17 protein-coding genes are annotated in these 19,561 nt (G+C 36.0%); 4 read left to right on the plus strand and 13 right to left on the minus strand.

Features of this window, described 5'->3' with window-relative positions:
* The first annotated feature begins 124 nt into the window (after nucleotides 1-124).
* Nucleotides 125-1,594, plus strand: coding sequence for an aminotransferase class I/II-fold pyridoxal phosphate-dependent enzyme (locus tag B371_RS0119935; protein WP_019416093.1), 1,470 nt, complete (start codon nucleotides 125-127; stop codon nucleotides 1,592-1,594).
* Nucleotides 1,595-1,759: 165 nt separating this feature from the next.
* Here B371_RS0119935 and B371_RS0119940 read toward each other — a convergent pair whose 3' ends face one another.
* The 6 genes from B371_RS0119940 to B371_RS0119965 form a co-directional block, all read right to left on the minus strand.
* On the minus strand, nucleotides 1,760-2,593 hold the full coding sequence (locus B371_RS0119940) for a polysaccharide deacetylase family protein (RefSeq protein ID WP_019416094.1): 834 nt from the start codon (nucleotides 2,591-2,593) through the stop codon (nucleotides 1,760-1,762).
* 642 nt (nucleotides 2,594-3,235) lie between these two features.
* Entirely contained in the window at nucleotides 3,236-4,648 is a 1,413-nt protein-coding gene (lpdA, locus tag B371_RS0119945; protein WP_019416095.1) for a dihydrolipoyl dehydrogenase, read from the minus strand.
* A gap of 4 nt (nucleotides 4,649-4,652) precedes the next feature.
* Entirely contained in the window at nucleotides 4,653-6,047 is a 1,395-nt protein-coding gene (locus B371_RS0119950; protein ID WP_019416096.1) for a dihydrolipoamide acetyltransferase family protein, read from the minus strand.
* A 30-nt stretch (nucleotides 6,048-6,077) separates the two neighbouring features.
* Nucleotides 6,078-7,055, minus strand: coding sequence for an alpha-ketoacid dehydrogenase subunit beta (locus B371_RS0119955; protein WP_019416097.1), 978 nt, complete (start codon nucleotides 7,053-7,055; stop codon nucleotides 6,078-6,080).
* A gap of 3 nt (nucleotides 7,056-7,058) precedes the next feature.
* Nucleotides 7,059-8,174 (minus strand): pyruvate dehydrogenase (acetyl-transferring) E1 component subunit alpha, encoded by a 1,116-nt coding sequence (pdhA, locus tag B371_RS0119960; RefSeq protein ID WP_019416098.1) that lies wholly within the window; start codon nucleotides 8,172-8,174, stop codon nucleotides 7,059-7,061.
* A gap of 268 nt (nucleotides 8,175-8,442) precedes the next feature.
* A complete protein-coding gene (locus tag B371_RS0119965) occupies nucleotides 8,443-9,087 on the minus strand; it encodes a YkyA family protein (RefSeq protein ID WP_019416099.1) in 645 nt (214 codons plus the stop codon).
* A 139-nt stretch (nucleotides 9,088-9,226) separates the two neighbouring features.
* Here B371_RS0119965 and def point away from each other — a divergent pair, with 139 nt between their 5' ends.
* Entirely contained in the window at nucleotides 9,227-9,778 is a 552-nt protein-coding gene (def, locus tag B371_RS0119970; RefSeq protein ID WP_019416100.1) for a peptide deformylase, read from the plus strand.
* Nucleotides 9,779-9,833: 55 nt separating this feature from the next.
* Here def and B371_RS0119975 read toward each other — a convergent pair whose 3' ends face one another.
* Complete coding sequence (locus B371_RS0119975; protein WP_019416101.1) at nucleotides 9,834-10,604, minus strand: Cof-type HAD-IIB family hydrolase; 771 nt, start codon at nucleotides 10,602-10,604, stop codon at nucleotides 9,834-9,836.
* Between the two features lie 276 nt (nucleotides 10,605-10,880).
* Here B371_RS0119975 and B371_RS0119980 point away from each other — a divergent pair, with 276 nt between their 5' ends.
* A complete protein-coding gene (locus tag B371_RS0119980; RefSeq protein ID WP_019416102.1) occupies nucleotides 10,881-11,090 on the plus strand; it encodes a DNA-dependent RNA polymerase subunit epsilon in 210 nt (69 codons plus the stop codon).
* Nucleotides 11,091-11,094: 4 nt separating this feature from the next.
* The gene (gene rnjA, locus B371_RS0119985; RefSeq protein WP_019416103.1) at nucleotides 11,095-12,762 is read left to right on the plus strand and encodes a ribonuclease J1; all 1,668 of its coding nucleotides are present in this window, start codon (nucleotides 11,095-11,097) and stop codon (nucleotides 12,760-12,762) included.
* 466 nt (nucleotides 12,763-13,228) lie between these two features.
* Here the strand turns inward: rnjA and B371_RS0119990 are convergent, their stop codons facing one another.
* The 6 genes from B371_RS0119990 to B371_RS22195 all read right to left on the minus strand — a co-directional run bounded on the left by B371_RS0119990 (nucleotide 13,229) and on the right by B371_RS22195 (nucleotide 19,409).
* Nucleotides 13,229-13,888, minus strand: a complete 660-nt coding sequence (locus tag B371_RS0119990) for a TrkA family potassium uptake protein (RefSeq protein ID WP_019416104.1) — start codon at nucleotides 13,886-13,888, stop codon at nucleotides 13,229-13,231.
* 69 nt (nucleotides 13,889-13,957) lie between these two features.
* Nucleotides 13,958-15,766 (minus strand): ABC transporter ATP-binding protein, encoded by a 1,809-nt coding sequence (locus B371_RS0119995; RefSeq protein WP_019416105.1) that lies wholly within the window; start codon nucleotides 15,764-15,766, stop codon nucleotides 13,958-13,960.
* 15 nt (nucleotides 15,767-15,781) lie between these two features.
* Nucleotides 15,782-17,527, minus strand: coding sequence for an ABC transporter ATP-binding protein (locus B371_RS0120000; protein ID WP_019416106.1), 1,746 nt, complete (start codon nucleotides 17,525-17,527; stop codon nucleotides 15,782-15,784).
* A 273-nt stretch (nucleotides 17,528-17,800) separates the two neighbouring features.
* Nucleotides 17,801-18,253, minus strand: a complete 453-nt coding sequence (locus B371_RS0120005) for a TlpA disulfide reductase family protein (RefSeq protein WP_019416107.1) — start codon at nucleotides 18,251-18,253, stop codon at nucleotides 17,801-17,803.
* A gap of 139 nt (nucleotides 18,254-18,392) precedes the next feature.
* Nucleotides 18,393-18,935, minus strand: coding sequence for a peroxiredoxin (locus tag B371_RS0120010; RefSeq protein ID WP_019416108.1), 543 nt, complete (start codon nucleotides 18,933-18,935; stop codon nucleotides 18,393-18,395).
* Between the two features lie 201 nt (nucleotides 18,936-19,136).
* Nucleotides 19,137-19,409, minus strand: coding sequence for a hypothetical protein (locus B371_RS22195; RefSeq protein WP_019416109.1), 273 nt, complete (start codon nucleotides 19,407-19,409; stop codon nucleotides 19,137-19,139).
* Between the last annotated feature and the right edge of the window lie 152 nt (nucleotides 19,410-19,561).

Genomic DNA, 19,561 nt, shown 5'->3' on the forward strand with positions numbered 1-19,561 from the left:
CGTTAAACTAAATGCATAATTTTTTTCTAAATGTTTGAAAGGAAAAAAATCAACGATTAATGGGATACAATAACTAGATTAAGTTAATCACTTATATAAATAGAAAGTTGAGGCGGTATAATCTTTGTCACAATTAGAAACCCCTTTATTTGATGTCTTGCTAAAACATAGCAATCGAAATCCTATTCAATTTCATATTCCAGGTCATAAGAAAGGTAGTGGGATGGATCCTGAGTTTCGGAAATTCGTGGGCGATAACATTCTCTCCATTGACTTAATAAATATTTCTCCACTAGATGATTTACATTCGCCAAAAGGAGCTATTAAAAAAGCTCAAGAACTAGCTGCGGAAGCTTTTGGAGCTGATTTTACTTTTTTCTCAGTCCAAGGGACAAGCGGTGCTATTATGACAATGATTTTAAGTGTATGTGGACCTAATGATAAAATTTTAGTTCCACGTAATGTTCATAAATCTATTATGTCAGCGATTGTATTTGCTGGCGCAATCCCAGTCTTTATTCACCCAGAAGTTGATCCGGAATTAGGTATTTCACACGGAATATCCGCAGAATCTGTTGAAAAGGCGCTTGAAGCCCATCCTGATGCTAAAGCTGTTCTGGTTATTAACCCAACCTATTTTGGCATTGCTGCAGATTTAAAACGTATTGTTGATATTTCACATAGTCGTAATATCCCAGTATTAGTAGATGAAGCACACGGGGTTCACATTCATTTCCACGAGTCATTACCGGTTTCTGCTATGTCTGCTGGAGCTGATATGGCCGCAACCTCTGTTCATAAACTTGGTGGTTCTATGACTCAGAGTTCCGTTTTAAATGTACGGGAAGGCTTAGTTTCATCTAAGCGCGTTCAATCGATATTATCTATGTTAACGACTACTTCCACATCGTATCCAATTTTAGCCTCTTTGGATACTGCAAGACGCCAATTAGCTATTAACGGACATGAATTGTTGACAACTACGATTCATTTAGCAAATAGTTCACGTAAACGGATTAATCAAATACCTCATTTGCGTTGTGTTGGGAACGAAATTTTACGCACGTCTGCAACGTTTGATATCGATCCAACTAAGTTACTAATTAGCGTAAAAGATTTAGGCATCACAGGTCATCAAGCAGAAGAATGGTTGCGTGAAAAAGCCAATATAGAAGTGGAATTGTCTGATTTATATAATATTTTATGTATCGTAACAATTGCAGACTCGAAAAAAGAATTAAACTTACTAGTAAACGCACTTACCCGTATGGCACTAGCATTCGATTCAGATGCTGCGATTGTTGAACCTTTTGTAACGATGCCGGATATTCCACTATTAGCCATGACACCACGCGATGCGTTTTATGCGACGACAGAAGTTGTTCCTTTTGTTGATTCCGTTGGACGTATTTCAGCTGAATTTATCATGGTATATCCACCAGGAATTCCAATTTTCATTCCCGGTGAAATCATTACTGCAGATAATATCGCGTATATCCACATGAACATCGAAGCGGGATTACCGGTTCAAGGACCTGAAGACGATGAATTAAAGTTAATCCGAGTTATCAAAGAACATAAAGCATTTTATTAATTAATTAAAAAGCTGAGCATCCCTTTCGCGGGACATGCTCAGCCTTTTTTATTGCCGATGTTGTGATTCGGAATTATATTTGCGATTTTTGAATTATATTTGCAATTTCCCTGGAATTCCGCTATTTTTTCTTTTATTCCCGCAATCTTTCAATTAATTCCGCGATTACTCTGTTACGCCTTGAATTGTAGCTGGATCAATCATTTCATATCCCTTTTTTCGAAGACCCTCTACAATTCCTTTTAATGCGGCAGCAGTCCAGACACGATCATGCATTAATAAGTTTGCACCAGGTGTTAAGTAAATACTATTTACCATAATATCCGTCAATGCTACAGCATCTTGGTATTCGGCTTCCCAGTCATAGCCATAAGTCCAATTCATTAACAACATCCCTTGTTCTTGCACTAGTGCTTTACTGAAATCTGTATTCACTCCAAATGGTGCACGGTAGAATTTAGGTTTTTCACCAATTATCTCTACGATTGTCTCATTTAAATTCATGATTTCTGCCCGTTGCTCTTCTTCAGTCAGTTGCTTTAGATTGGCATGCGTTTGTGTATGATTACCAATTGCAAAGCCCATATCATGAATCTCTTTTAAAACAGCTTTTTCTTCATCCGTGTCTAAAAAGTGACCATTTACGAAAAAGATTGCTGGTGCATTTAATGCTTTTAATGTTTTCGCCATTTCTAACGAGCGTTTGTCTGGGGCATCATCGATTGTTAAAAGTACAACTTCTGATGGTGCGTCTGAAATTGGCTTGAATGACCAATTTGCTTGATTTAACTCATATAATGTTTCAATCGTTTCTAAATCTGTCTCTTTTTCACTATTTGGTTCAACAATTACTTCTTCTTTCACTTCTTCCTTCACTACTTCTTCCTCAACTTTTTGTGGTTCAGGTGTTGTAGCAGGAGCTTTTGTTTCTTCTTCCCCACATGCCACTAACACTAATGTTAATATACTTATACTACTCATTAATTTAAAATATTTCATATGTATCACCGTAATCCTTTCAACTACTATTCTAGCATAAATTCGACAAATCAAACCATACCCTAATTAAAAATAATTAAGAAAAAATGGGAAAATAAACAAATAAGAAAATTTGGGGAGTGCTCACATTCCTTTTAAGCAATGCTAATGATTTGAGTGTTCGTAGAAAGTGGTTCCAACTATATCAACTTCGGTTTCAGGTCACTTTATGGGCAGACCTACATGCACTATGACCTGATAAACAAGAAAACCGGGCAAGTGCGACCGGACCTTTTAAGAAGGGTAACCTTAGAAAACCGTTTATTTCGGCTACGGTGGACGCTTTTCGCGGGCATGACTTCAGTCTCCTCGGGCCAACAGGATGTTGGTCACGAAGACGTTGCCACACGACGTGGCGTTCTTAGCCTTCGTTCCATGTGCTCCTGCGGTTACTCGTCGCAAAGATAGGCTTACCGCCCGCCCCGTGGAAAGCGTCCGCCTGGAGCAAAAATTATCGGTATCATAATAGAACCTACTCCTTAAAATGCCAGGAATACTGAATTCATAGCACACCAATTTTGTATACTTTCTGGAGTGTGAAATAATAGATTTAGAAACAAAAAGCCGTACAGCGATAATCGCTGTACGGCTAATCTAATTTAATTATTTTGACATGATATGAATTGGATGACCCATTACTACTTCCGCAGCTTCTGCTACAATCTCACCAAGTGTTGGGTGAGCGTGTATAGTCATAGCAATATCTTCTATCGTCATACCAGCTTCAATCGCCAGACCAAGTTCTGCAATCATATCAGAAGCTCCCTGACCAACGATTTGAGCGCCGAGTAGTAAACCATCTGATTTACGAGAAACAAGCTTAACGAAGCCATCAGGAGTATTTAACGCTAGTGCGCGTCCGTTTGCTCCGAACGGGAATTTACCAGCTTTAACTTCAAAGCCTTCTTTTTTAGCTTCTTCTTCATTCAACCCAACCGTTGCAAGTTCAGGATCTGTGAAACAAACAGCAGGTATTGCTAAGTAATCCACAACTGAAGTTTGTCCAGCAATTACTTCAGCAGCTACTTTACCTTCGTAAGAAGCTTTATGTGCAAGCTGTAACCCGGAAACAACATCACCAATTGCAAAAATATTTTTAATATTTGTACGTAGTTGTTTATCAACTTCTATTAAGCCACGTTCACCCATTTTAATACCTATTTCTTCAAGGCCCATTTCGTCTGTGTTCGGACGACGACCAACTGTTACTAATACATAATCAGCTTCGACTGTTTTTTCTTCGCCGCCTACTTCAAATGTTACAGTAACACCAGACTTTGTTTCTTTAACTCCTTTAGCAACTGCTTTCGTTACTATCTCCACGCCTTTTTTCTTCAAACTCTTTTTAACAATTGCTGTCATTTGCTTTTCAAATCCTGTTAAAATATCATCTGCGCCTTCAACAATTGTTACTTCAGAACCGAGATTTGCATAAGCTGAACCAAGCTCTGTTCCAATATATCCACCGCCGATTACGACTAGTTTCTTTGGAATTTCCGTTAGATTCAATGCACCTGTTGAACTCAAAACACGTTCAGTAAACTTAAATGATGGAATTTCAACTGGACGAGAACCAGTTGCAATAATCACATTCTTAAATTTATACGTCTGTGCTGAATTTTCATCCATGATACGAACTGTATTTTCATCTACAAAATAGGCTTCACCGCGAACGATATCAACTTTATTGCCTTTTAACAATCCTTCAACGCCACCCGTTAATTTCTTAACGACACTGTCTTTGAATGCTTGAGCTTTTGAAAAGTCAATTTTCACATCAGATGTTGTAATGCCCATATCATCTGAGTGTTTTGCATGATCATAACGGTGAGCTACCGAAATTAATGCTTTAGATGGTATACAACCAACGTTTAGACAAACGCCACCTATATATTCTTTTTCAACAATCGTTACTTTTTGACCAGTTTGTGCTGCACGAATCGCCGCAACATATCCACCAGGCCCTGAGCCAATAACTAAAGTATCTGTTTCAATTGGAAAATCTCCTACTACCATAATTTTACGCCTCCATTAATAATAGTTCTGGGTTGCTAAGTAAACGTTTAATGTTATTTAATGCGTGCTGAGCAGTCGCACCGTCAATCATTCGATGATCAAAGCTCAAAGATAATGCTAACACAGGAGCCGCTACGATTTCACCATTTTTGATAACAGGCTTCTCTGCAATACGACCAATACCTAGAATTGCAACTTCTGGATGATTAATAACTGGAGTGAACCATTGCCCACCAGCTGAACCAATATTAGTAATCGAACATGAAGCACCTTTCATTTCGGCAAGCGATAGTTTTCCATCACGTGCTTTTCCACCAAGTGTATTAATTTCATCTGAAATTGCAAATACAGATTTGCGGTCTGCATGTTTGATGACTGGAACCATAAGACCTTTTTCAGTGTCAGCTGCAATTCCGATATTGAAATAATGCTTCTGAATAATTTCACTAGTTTCATCATCTAATGAACGATTGAATTCCGGGAATTCGCGTAGTGTGCTTACTAATGCCTTTACCACGTACGGTAAATAAGTTAATTTCACGTTTTTCTCTGCGGCCAAGTCTTTGAACTTTTTGCGATGTGCAACTAGTTCTGTTACATCAACTTCATCCATTAAGGTTACATGAGGCGCTGTATGTTTAGAGTGAACCATTGCTTTCGCAATCGCTTTTCTTACACCAGACATTTTCTCACGTGTTTCAGGGAATTCCCCTTCAAGAGATGGCTTGACAGACTTTTCTTTATTTTCATCTTTTTCTTCTGCCTTGTTGTCATTTGGAGTCACTTCGTCTTGAGAAACGGCCTCAGATTGATCGCCATTCATAAACGCTTCAATGTCTTCTTTCATTACGCGTCCATTTTTACCTGAACCATTGACTTTTGAAATCGTTACATCGTTGTCACGGGCATATTTCCGAACTGAAGGCATAGCAATTACACGACCATTTGGATCTTTTTCATCCTTTGTTGTCGTTTCTTTTTTTGGATCAACTTTCGTCTGTTCTGTTGAGTCTTTTTCAGGGGCTAGGTCTTTTGCTTCAGAAGTCGCTTCTTTTTCTACTTCTTTCCCTGTTTCAGCTGTAGCTTGAACTTGCGACTCTGTTTCTTCTTGTACATTTGATTCCTCTTCTTTATCTCCTTTAAACTGGAGATCTTCATATCCTGGCGCATCAATACGAATTAATACTTGACCAACTGTTGCAACTGTACCTTCACTAACAAGAACTTCTTCTACTTTTCCTGTAACTGGTGATGGAATTTCAACAACTGCCTTGTCGTTTTGGATTTCACATAAAATATCATCTTCTTCAATGGTGTCACCTGCGGCTACAAACCATTTAACAATTTCACCTTCGTGAATACCTTCACCAATATCTGGTAATCGAAATTCAAATGCCATAAAACTCACCCTTTCTATTCTGAGTGCTTATTAAAATGTTAATACTTTTTTAGCTGTCGCAATAATATCTTTGGAATTTGGTAACCATACTGTCTCTGCTTGTGAGAAAGGGAAAATAGTATCTGGTGCAGTTACACGTAAAACAGGTGCTTCTAAACTTAAAATCGCCCGTTCATTAATTTCCGCAACAATATTCGCTGCAATTCCCGCTTGTCTTTGTGCTTCTTGAACTACTACCACACGCCCAGTTTTTTCAACTGAAGCAATAATTGTTTTAATATCTAATGGTTGAATCGTGCGTAAATCAATAACTTCTACAGAGAAACCTTCTTTTTCAAGTTCTTCTGCAGCTTTTAAACTTTCTTGTACCATCGCACCATACGTTATAATTGATAAGTCCGTACCTTCGCGTTTTACAGCTGCTTCACCTAAAGGAATTGTATATTCTTCTTCTGGAACCTCTTCACGGAATGAGCGATATAATTTCATATGCTCCAAAAAGATAACAGGATCATTATCACGTATAGAAGATATTAATAACCCTTTTGCATCGTATGGTGAAGAAGGAATTACGACTTTCAAACCTGGTGAAGCTGCCATCAATCCTTCTAGACTGTCTGCATGCATTTCAGGAGTATGAACACCGCCACCAAAAGGTGATCGAATTGTAACTGGTGCATTGTATACACCACCACTACGGAATCGCATACGTGCTAATTGTCCACTAATAGAATCCATGACTTCAAATACAAAACCAAAGAATTGAATTTCAGGGACGGGTCGGAATCCTTGTAAAGAAAGACCTACTGCTAATCCACCAATTCCAGATTCAGCAAGTGGTGTATCAAAAACACGGTCTTCTCCAAATTCTTTTTGTAGACCTTCAGTTGCACGGAATACCCCACCGTTATTTCCAACGTCTTCACCGAAGACGAGGACGTTTTCATCATTTTTAAGCTCAGTACGGAGCGCATCCGTAATTGCTTGAATCATCGTCATTTGTGCCATCGGTTACTTCGACTCCTTCTCTTTATAAAGTTCATATTGTTCTTTTAAATTAAATGGCATTTCGTCTCCATACATAAACTCCATTAAATCAGTTACTTTTTGTTTCGGAGCTCCATCAGCCGTTTTAATAGCTGCTTTAATTTCTTCTTTAGCTTGTTCAATTACAGCATTTTCTTTTTCTTCATCCCAAAGTTTCTTCGTTTCTAAATATGCACGGAAACGCACAAGAGGATCTTTCTTTTCCCACTCAGAATCTGTTTCAGAAGTCCGATAGCGCGTTGGATCATCTCCAGCCATAGTATGAGGTCCATATCGATAACAAAGTGTTTCAATTAATGTTGGTCCTTCTCCGTTTACCGCACGTTCACGAGCATCACGTGTTGCGACGTATACCGCTAAAGGATCCATCCCATCAACTAGCACACTTGGAATACCAGCAGCAATTCCTTTTTGAGCTATTGTTTTCGCAGCTGTTTGCAATTCACGTGGTGTTGAAATAGCAAATTGATTATTTTGGACGATGAAAATTGCTGGTGATTTGAAGGCGCCCGCAAAGTTAATCCCTTCATAGAAATCACCTTGTGAAGAACCACCATCACCTGTGTAAGTAACAGCAACAGATTTCTTACCGCGTTTTTGCATTCCAAGAGCTACACCAGCTGCCTGGACAAATTGAGCGCCAATAATTATTTGTGGCGGTAATACGTTTACACCTTCAGGAATCTGATTTCCCATGAAGTGTCCACGTGAAAATAAAAATGCTTGTGATAATGGTAATCCGTGCCAAATTATCTGAGGTACATCTCTATACCCGGGAAGGATGAAATCTTCTTTTTTAAGTGCAAATTGAGAAGCCAATTGAGAAGCTTCTTGACCTGCGGTAGGAGCATAAAAACCTAAACGTCCTTGTCTGTTTAAAGAAATCGAACGTTGGTCAAGAATGCGTGTATAAACCATACGACGCATTAACTCAGTTAAATCTTCATCAGATAACTTTGGATCTGCATCCTTGTTAACGATTTTGCCTTCTTCGTTTAAAATCTGAAACATTTCAAACTTTTCTTCAATCTCTTGTAGAATTTCTACTGGTCCTAATTGTTTGACATTTTTAGCTACCATATTAACAAATCTCCTTTACTGACTGTATTAAAAAACTTACTAAATTAGAGTGGTACAATGTTCATTCTCTCCTAGTATACTCAACTTTAAATTGATGGTCAATCGTAGAAGACTCTAGTGAAATAAGATTATATGAATTATTAAGTATTCAATCAATTTCATTCTGTACTAGTACAAATGAGTGACTGTATTATAATATAATTCTCTTTTAACTATACTATATATACAAAAAAAACGACCTCATAAAGAGATCGTTCGAGAGATCGTTCTAGTTTTTATCCTCTAATGATTCATACACAGCAGTCTTCTTTTCGTTAACTTTTTGTGTTTTTTCATTAAAATCATTTATTGCAGATTGTACAATATCATTTTGTGCATTTACTTTTGCTACTTGTTCTTGAAGTTCAACTTGTTGTGTATCTTCGTTGATCAGCATATCGTAAAGTTTAGATTGCAAATCAGTTAACTCTTGGTACTCAGCACTAACAACTTTATGTGCTTGATAACGTTCTTCCATTAAAGCACGCAACTCTAATAACGAAGTTTTAATTTCTTCTTGTTTTGTTTCTTCTACTATTGCATCAAACGAGGATAAAGAAGCCTGTGCATTCTCAATCGATTCGTTTTCTAGATTAAGTAGAACTAATCGTTCAGCTAATGATTCTTTTAGTTCATCAGTTTTCAAAGCAACTTCTTCTTTTTGTTTTTGTGTCAAACTCATCACAGAGTTAAACATTTCCTGTTCAGCCTTTTCTAATTCATTCAATTGTTGTTGAGCATCACGGTAGCCTTTTTCTTCTTCAAATACATTTGAAAGGGTCACCGATAATTGTTCTACTGTAGAATCCCCAAGTGAACATGCCGACAGCAATAACGAAGTAGTAAGAAAAGTGCTAAGGATAATTTTTTTCATATAATAACCTCCAAACCTTTTTATACTATACCCTTTAAAAGGGTAGAATTCAACAACATTAAAATTCCTTTTTTCGTTTGCACGAATGAAATGCTTCGCTATACTAAGTAGAGAATAATTGCTGGAAAGGAAGTCTAATATGATTGAAATGAAAGATATTATTCGCGAAGGACATCCAACTTTGCGACAAAAGACACAGGAAGTAGAATTTCCTTTATCAATTGAAGATGCAAAATTAGCACAGGACTTACTAGAATATGTTAAGAACAGTCAGGATGCAGAAATGCTCGAAAAATATAATTTACGTCCGGGAGTCGGCATTGCTGCACCTCAAGTCAATGTATCAAGCCGTATGTTTGCTCTCCACTTACCAGATGATGAATCTAAATTAAGCTTTGTAGCCATAAACCCGAAAATCATTAGCCATTCAATTGAAAAAACCTATATAACAGTAGGTGAAGGTTGTTTATCTGTTGATCGAGTTATTGAGGGATATGTTCCTAGGTACGCTCGCATAACTGTAAAAGGATTTTACCCGGACGGAAGTGAGTTTAAATTACGTTTAAAAGGGATAGCTTCTATTGCTTTTCAACATGAACTCGATCATTTAAACGGTATTATGTTTTTTGATCATATTAATAAGGATAATCCCTTCGAAGAAATTCCAAATGCAATCCCATTTAATCGATAATAAAAATATTGTAAAACATTTTAAAGGTTCCCTAATGCTTTGTTGGGAACCTTTTTTATATGAGATTTAAATATTTCATGGCCTTTACTAGACCATCATCATCCACATGATCTGTTATATAGTTTGCTCGTTTAAGTGCCTCTTCATGGCCATTCCCCATACACACACCAAATCCAACAGTTTCTAACATTTCAATGTCGTTTAACCCATCCCCAAATGCAATGGTATCTTCTACAGCAATATTAAAATGTTCACATAAGAACTCAATTGCCTTTGCTTTTGAAGCCCCTTTTGGCAAAATGTCAACAGATACACGATGCCATCTTACAAATTTCAATAATGGAAAGGTTTCACGATAGGAAAGCTCCTCTTCCTCTGTACAAAATACCAGTGATTGATAAATTTTTTGATTTAAATAGAAATTCTTCTCATATTGTGGGTGAGAAAACTTTAAGCTACTAATGCTTTCTTCAATATGAGGGTGATATGAAATAGAAGAAATCATTTTTTCGGCATTCATATAAACCATAGGATGATTATGTATATTGGCAAAATCTGATACAGTCTTAAGTTGATTTAGATCAATACCTTTATTAAAGACTACCTCATTGTTATAGACAATATATTGCCCATTAAAACAAATATAAGAATTAATTTCTAGTTCTTTTAAAACATCTTGGATCATAAATGGTGCTCGTCCTGTTGCAATAAAAATTTCATGCCCTTTTTTTCTTGCTTCAAAAACCGCTTCTTTTGCTTTAATTGGTATATATTTTTTCGAGTTAAAGAGAGTACCATCGATATCAAAAAATAAAACTTTTTTCATTTAATTAATCCCTCCTACTGTGAGAATTATACTAAAAATAAGTAGCCTTTACAAAAACCTGAATATTCTGTATAATAAACATAAGGAGTGAATTGCCATGTTAAAACGTCTAAAAAAGAAATTATTAAGGCGCCTAGGCGGAATCCTTGGAAAAAAATTGATAGCATAAAATTATTGCCCTACTAATTTAAGTAGGGCTTTTCTTTATTTTAAAAGAGGCTCGTGATAATATAAAGACAGTGAAATTATTTTGAACGTGAAAAAGGAGATCAAAACATGATTTACAAAGTATATTACCAAGAAAACGTACATGAAGTGTCAGTTCGCGAAAACACACAAAGCCTGTACATCGAAGCATCATCTGAACGTGAAGTTCGATTCGCTCTAAAGGATCGCAAACTTAAACTTGAATTTGTTCAGCTACTTGAAGGTAATCATTTACTTTACGAGCAAGCTAGCAAAAATTACGTAGTGGAGAAGATATAAACATATGAAATTTGTTAAGAATGACCAAACAGCGATTTTCGCACTCGGCGGACTAGGTGAAATCGGCAAAAATACTTACGGTATTCAATTTCAAGATGAAATAATATTAATAGATGCTGGGATAAAATTCCCTGAAGATGATTTACTTGGGATTGACTATGTCATACCTGATTATACGTACCTTGTAAAAAATGTTGACAAAATTAAAGGTTTATTTATCACACATGGCCATGAAGATCACATCGGTGGCATTCCCTATTTGCTAAAACAAATAAATGTTCCTATTTACGGTGGGAAACTTGCACTAGGTTTATTACGCAACAAACTAGAAGAGCATGGATTACTTCGTACAACAAAAATGCATGTTATAACGGAAGATGAAGTTATTAAGTTCCGTAAAACATCAGTTAGTTTTTATAGAACAACTCACAGTATTCCAGATGCTTTTGGAATAGTTGTTAAAACCCCATCTGGAAATATTGTTCATACAGGAGATTTCAAGTTTGATTTCACCCCTGTTGGAGAACCAGCTAACATTACTAAAATGGCTGAAATTGGGCGCGATGGCGTTTTATGTTTATTATCAGATAGTACAAATGCTGAAGTTGCAGAATTCACGATGTCTGAGCGTAAAGTTGGAGAAAGCTTATCGGAAATATTCCGTAAAGTAAATGGTCGAATTATTTTCGCTACTTTTTCTTCGAATATTTACCGTGTTCAGCAAGTTGTAGAAGCTGCTGTACATCACGGCCGTAAAATTGCCGTCTTTGGCAGAAGCATGGACAATGCAATCACAATTGGACGTGAACTCGGCTATATAAATGCGCCTAAAGAGACGTTTGTTGATACGCATACATTAAATCGTCTCCCTGCAAGCGAAGTTATGATTCTATGTACAGGTAGTCAAGGTGAGCCCATGGCCGCCCTTTCTCGTATAGCCAATGGTACACATCGTCAAATTCAAATACAACCTGCGGATACAGTCATTTTTTCATCCTCTGCAATCCCAGGTAATCGTGGTAGTATCAACCGTACAATTAACTTATTGTTCCGTGCTGGAGCAGATGTCATTCATGGTTCATTGAATAACATTCATACTTCAGGTCATGGATCACAAGAAGAACAAAAATTGATGTTGAGATTGATGAAACCTAAATTCTTTATGCCTATTCATGGTGAGTATCGTATGCTAAAAATACATACGGAATTAGCTGTCTCTTGTGATGTTGAAAAAGATAATACATTCATTATGGAAAATGGTGAAGTTTTAGCACTTAGTCAAAATGAAGCAGCAATAGCAGGTCGTATCCCATCAGGTGATATCTACATTGATGGAAGTGGTATAGGTGATATTGGTAATATTGTATTGCGCGATCGTAGAATTCTATCAGAAGAAGGCTTAGTTATTGTCGTTGTTAGTACAGATCAAGAGCGTCAGAAGATTGTTTCTGGCCCAGACATCATATCTCGTGGTTTCGTATATATGAGAGAATCAGGCGCGATGATAAATGAAGCGCAACATATGTTAAACCGTCATTTACAAAAGTCAATTCATTCTAAATCAACTCCTTGGTCTGAATTAAAAAATGAAATTATAGACATATTAGGACCTTATTTATATGAAAAAACTAAACGTCGTCCAATGATTTTACCTGTTATCATGGAAGTATAAGACATTTAAAAAGCTGTGTAGTTTATCACATATGTGATAGCTACACAGCTTTTTTGATTTTCTTGTTTTTACTTTGATCCTTTTGGTTCTTTGTCAAATGACGTTGGTGAAGAATAGTAGCCAACCATAACTTAGTTATTGTCGGGCTATCCAAGAAGTCAGTAAAGCTGATTTTTTAGGATAGTCCTTTTTCATATAGTCTTCCATGTATCCCGTTGTTTTTCGTTCCAAATGGACGCTTGGAACGGAAACCTACCTTATCCAATATATTTATAAAAAATGACGTTAGTGAAGATCCTCCTCATCTCCCTTTAAAGGGATGGGGATTTTCTTTCACCAACGTCATTTATTGTACAACCTATCTTTTCACTTAGCTTTAAATCCCAGACTGAAGGCTTTTATGATGGGATTAAAATTGTTATATTCTTTTATCAACATGCAAAGCAAATAATCTTCCACGTTTTTCTTAGTGCATTGCTTTCTTTTCAAACCGTATAATATCTGCATCAGCACCGATAACGATAAGAACGTCATCCATAAGAATCTCTTCATCTGCTTGTGGAGATACTAGTATATCAGCTCCACGTTTGATGCCTACGATGTTTATTCCATATTTCGCTCGAATATCAAGATCAATTAATGTTGAACCAGCTAATATTTCATTGGCCTTAATCTCCATAATTGAATGCTCGTCAGACAATTCTAAGTAATCAAGTACATTGTTAGACATAATATTATTGGCAATTCGAATCCCCATATCACGTTCTGGATGTACTACTTGATCGGCTCCTATTTTACGTAACACTTTTTCATGATAGTCGTTTTGTGCTTTGACAGTAATCTTTTTAACACCAATTTCTTTTAACATCAATGTGGTTAAAATACTAGATTGAATATCTTCACCAATCGCTACAATTACATGTTCAAAGTTTCGAATTCCAAGTGATTTCAAAACAGATTCATCCGTTGTATCTGCCACAATTGCTTGAGTTGCGATAGAAGCAAATTCATCAACACGTTCAGCAAATTTATCTATAGCCATAACATCTGCACCTTGTTCAACAAGCTCACGAACGATACTTCCACCAAATCGACCTAATCCTATAACTACGAATTCTTTCTTCACCTTTCAACCTCCGTTACCAAACGAATGTTCATAGTGTATCACAACTTTAGAAGACGCTCAAATTCATTTTTATTCGTCTTGAAACTGAGACATCACTAGTTGATGATAATGACCTCTGTGCTTCATTAACGTGTCATGATTACCAGATTCTAAGACACTTCCTTGTTCTAATACAATAATCTGACTTGCTTCTCGTATCGTAGATAATCGATGAGCAATCATAATAGCTGTACGGTTCTTCAGAAGAGTTCTTAAAGCTACTTGAATTTGAAGTTCAGTTTCAGTATCAATTGATGCAGTTGCTTCATCTAAAATAATAATTCGTGGATTTGCAAGGATCGCGCGTGCAAATGATAATAGTTGGCGTTCACCAACAGATAATATATTTCCTCTCTCTTCTACTTCTGTATCATAACTATTAGGTAAACGTTCAATAAAATGATTGGCTCCAACAGCTTGTGCCGCTGTTTTTACTTCCTCATCTGTAGCATCTGGATTACCAAAACGAATATTTTCAATAATTGTTCCTGAGAAAATAAACGTTTCTTGCAATACAATACTTATTTGTCCACGTAAATCACTCAAAGACAAATCACGAATATCCATTCCATCCATTTTAACAACACCACTAGTCGGATCATAAAAACGTGAAACTAAACTGGCTATCGTTGTCTTACCAGAACCGGTGTGTCCAACAAGAGCAACGGTCTCACCAGCTTTCATGTCAAGAGAAATTCCTTTTAATGCTAAACGATTTTTTTCATAACCAAATTCTACATCTTCAAATTCAATATGACCTTTTAAATGACTTACTCTTTTAGCATTTGATTTTTCGTTAACTAAAGGTTGTTCATCTAAGAATTCAAAAATACGTTCTGATGATGCCATTCCCATTAATAATTGATTATAAACCATACCAAGGCGTGAAATTGGCTCCCAAAACATGCCTAAGTAAAATGCAAAAGCAACGAAAGTTCCAAGATCCAGGTTTCCATTTTTAATTAAGTAAGCACCGTAGACGATTAATACCACTGATCCAACTGCATTCGTCATTTCTACGAATGGTCGGAACATTGAGTTCTTTTTCGTAGCCACACGCCATGATTCGTAACTTTCTTCATTAATTCCATTAAAGAAAGCCATATTTTCATTTTCTTGTGTAAACGATTGTGTAATACGCATACCTTGAATACTCTCATTCAAATGTGAGTTTATCTTGGATTGCTTCGATCGTACATCTTGCCAAGAACGACGGATTTTTTTACGTAGTGTCGTTGATATGAAAAACATAATTGGCAAAATAATAAATACTGCCAATGCAAGCGGTGGACTTAAAGTAAATAAAATAATAAGAACACCTATAAGAAGTAACAAATCCATCAATAAATTAACTATTCCATTAGTAAATAGTTCTTGAAGTGAGTTTATATCGTTCATGATTCGAACAAGAATAGATCCTGCCGACCTTCGATCAAAGAATCGATGAGATAACCATTGAACATGTGTAAATAAATGCTTCCGTAAATCTAAAATCACGTTTTGCCCAATTTCATTCATCCATCGTATTCGAAAACGATTGGCTACTGTATTAATTAAAAATAATACTGCAATAGAACCAACAAGAATCCATAGTAGCTGCCCATCTTTATTTTCTAAAGCTTTATTGATGACATATACACCAATTAAAATTGGTATAAGTAGTCTAATGAGTGTAGTAATGGTTACAGCGATTATTGCTTTTGGTAGTAGCGTGCGTGAATAAGGTTTCACATACGTAAATAATCGAATAAGTTGTGGCCAGTTAAATGGTGCATCAATTATTTCATCGGTAGAGTAGCGGAATCGTTTTAGTACACTAGGATTGACTTGTTTTTCCATATAGATTCCTCCTTTCTATGCATATGTTTCTTCGAGTTGATCTTTGTATTGAATTTCATAAATTCGTTTATAAAGACCTTGCTGTTGTATTAATTCCTCATGCGTACCACGTTGGACGATTTTACCATGCTCAAAAATGATTAACTCATCTGCATGTTTTACCGATGAAATACGGTGAGCAATAATAAATGTAGTTCGTCCTTTCATGACTTCTTCCAGACCCTGTTGAATGTGTAATTCAGTTTTCATATCAACTGCACTTGTTGCATCATCTAGCACCAAGATTGCTGGATTTTGACATAGTGCACGTGCAATCGCAATCCTTTGTTTTTGACCACCCGATAAACCTAGTCCTCGCTCACCCAACATTGTGTCATATCCATTAGGTTGTTCCAAAATAAAATCATGTGCATTTGCTCGTTTTGCTGCATTGATTATATCTTCCATCGCAGCGTCTGGTCGTCCATAAGAAATGTTTGCTTTAATAGAAGAAGAAAATAAAAATGACTCTTGTAGAACAAATCCAATATTCGAACGTAATGAAGTTAATGTATAATCATTAACATTAATACCATCAATTTTGACTGTTCCTTTTGTTGGTTCATAAAAACGAGTTAGTAATTGCGTTAAACTAGTTTTCCCTGAACCAGTTGATCCAAGTAGGCCTATACGCTTTCCGGCTTCTACTGTCAAATTAACATCGTTAAGAGCAACTTGATCATCTTCCTGATACTTAAGCGTTACATGCTCAAAAGCTACATGTCCTTTTATATCTGAACCATCTTGTGCGTTTACTTTTGAGGTAATTGGTTCTGGTGCTTCTAAGATTTCTAATAAACGTTCTCCTGAAGCTTTTGATTGTGAAAACAAATTGACCGTAAAACCTAAATTCATGATAGGGAAAATAATGTAACCTAGTAAACTATAGAACGCCACTAACTCTCCTACTGTCAATTGACCATTCATTACTTGGAAACCACCATATCCGAATAATAAGACAATGCTTAAATTTCCTAACAACTCCATAACCGGAAAATATTTTGCCCAAATTTCAGCTGTATAGATATACCGATCTTTATAATCACTATTAGAATTATTGAATTTATTAATTTGAAAAGATTCTCGTGAAAGAGATTTTACAGTTTGAATCCCACTAATATTTTCTTGAACATTCGTATTTAACTTTCCAAAGGATTTCCGAATGTCTCGAAATGCAGGATGTACGAGTTTATCAAAACGAAAAACTGCTACCACTAATAATGGCATTGTAGCCATAGTAACAAACGTCAACGACACGGAATAGTAAAACATAATGCATAGAGACACGGACACAAGAAACACTAAACGGAATAACTCAACGAATCCGAACGATAAGAAAAATCGGAACCCCTCTACGTCTGCAGTTAATCGTGACATCAAGTCACCTGTCTTTGCATTATCATAATAGGAAAATGGTAAACGTTGCAGTTTTCCATATAATCCATTTCGCAATTCATATACGGATCTTATCCCGAACATATCACCTGTGTATTGTCCTATATATGTTGCAAATCCTTTGACAATCATAAGTGCAATAAAAATACCGGCAAGAGTCCATGCTAAGTCATATTGACCATCCTTAATTACGCGATCAATTGTTTGTTGCAATATAACCGGGTACGCAACTGTAACTAACAATGTTATAAGAAGCATAAAGAGAGACCAAAAGAATAGATGCTTATTTGGCCAATAATATTCTTTTAATTTTTTAAAAATTTCCAAGCTTCATTCCCCCTAATTCTAAACGACACATAATCCAATATAACGGATTCCGAAATAAATGGCTACTATTTTCTTTCAATTTAAAATAATATTTTTTTGAAATAACATTATGTCTAATAAACATCTTTTAAGCTATGATTAATCCAACTTCTCTATTCTTATCAAGTTGATAAATGAAAATGTCATAAAAAAAGCCCCATTAAACTAGAAGGAATTTAAACTTCCCACTAACCCATTGGAGCCTAACTTGTTTATATCTCAACAATAATTGATTTAAGAATTTCGCATCTCATCTAATACTCGATTGACACGTTTTTCAAGCATTTTCATACCACTTCCTCCAGCCTGAAAATGCCGAAGTTGACCGTTTTTATCAAATACGTAATAAGCTGGTACATATTGATTGTCAAAAGCATCTGTTAATATTAGACCGTTATCAACGTAAATCGGTTGCGTAATATCGTGTTTTGATGCTACTTTTTTTATATTTGCTAGGTCCATGTCTTTTTCCGATCGAGGCATGTGAACAGCAATGATATTCAGTTCGTTTTTATATTTATCACGGAAGGCATTAACTTCAGGCATTGCTTCTTTACATAGTTCACAACTGACAGACCAAAAATGGATAAGTGTTGGTTTGGTCCCAATTAATTTATTTCTCAATACTTCCCCATTTAGCCAAACAGTTGCGCCGGTTAAATCAGGCATTGGTGAACGTAATTTCATATTTAATTCCTCCTTGTTCGTAAAGTGAAAAAATCCCCACAGCGTATCGTATGCGTGGGGATTTGTTGATGTCTAAGTAAAAAAAGATATCCAGCATTATTTTAGGTAATAAAAGATATAAAAGAAACTTTAAATTCGCTTAAAGTGTCTCTTGACCCGGACGCCAGTTTGCGGGGCAAAGGCCTCCAGTTTGAAGCGCTTGTAATACTCTTAGAGTTTCATCCACATCACGTCCAATGTTGTTATGGAACACTGTTTGATATTGCATTTCACCTTCAGGGTTGATGATAAAGAGTCCTCGAAGTGCAATTCCTTCTTCTTCAATCAACACACCGTATTTACGAGATATTTCATGGTTGGTGTCAGCTGCTAGCGGATATTTAAGTTCACCTAATCCATTATCTTGACGTGCTGTGTTAATCCAAGCTAAGTGAGTATGAATTGTATCAGTTGAAACTCCAATAATTTCCGCGTCCAAATCTTCAAACTCATCAAAACGATCAGACATTGCTGTTATTTCAGTTGGACATACAAAAGTAAAATCCATAGGGTAAAAGAATAATACCGTCCATTTATCTTGTTTCATATTTTCTTCCAAACATACTTTGCCGAAAGACTTATCTGCTAGCACAGCATCCATTGTAAAATGTGGTGCTAGTTTACCTACCATACGTTCAGACACATTAAAACCTCCAAAAAATATTGATATACTTATGAAATGTATTTATAAATAGCACAATTTAAATACTAACAAAATGCTACTCGTTAATCAATTATTCGTCATCCATTTAAATTAGAAAAACTGCTTTATATCCATTCCGTGTCGAAATATAAAGGTTTCATGAAAAGTAAGTTTCGTGGAAATAAAAAGACCTAAAACCCTTTACGATAAAGGGCGATTAGGTCTTATTTCACAATATTCACAAGATGGATCCGTACATGCTTCTTCTATCCATTTGTTACATGGTTCACAGTAACAAGCATCGTATTCTTTAGAATACGATAAAGAGACAAAGCAATCATTACAGTAATTGATAAGATCTTCAGCAGCAATGACAATATTATCAACTAGTAAAAATGTTCCTTCTATTAGTTTTTCTTTTGTTTTATATTTGCGTTCGTTAGGATCTAAAAATAACATCATCGTTTTCCCCACAACTGTCACTCCTTTTCAATTATATCGTAACATATTTTTTTTTTCAGGAATAGGTTTATCTATAGTTAAAATGCCTGTTATTATAGCTCCGAACGTGAATAATTGGAGTATTCCGGACACAAACCATACAAATGAATAAATATTTAACAACA

It is taken from the genome of Paenisporosarcina sp. TG20, assembly GCF_000286315.1.
Taxonomy (GTDB): domain Bacteria; phylum Bacillota; class Bacilli; order Bacillales_A; family Planococcaceae; genus Paenisporosarcina.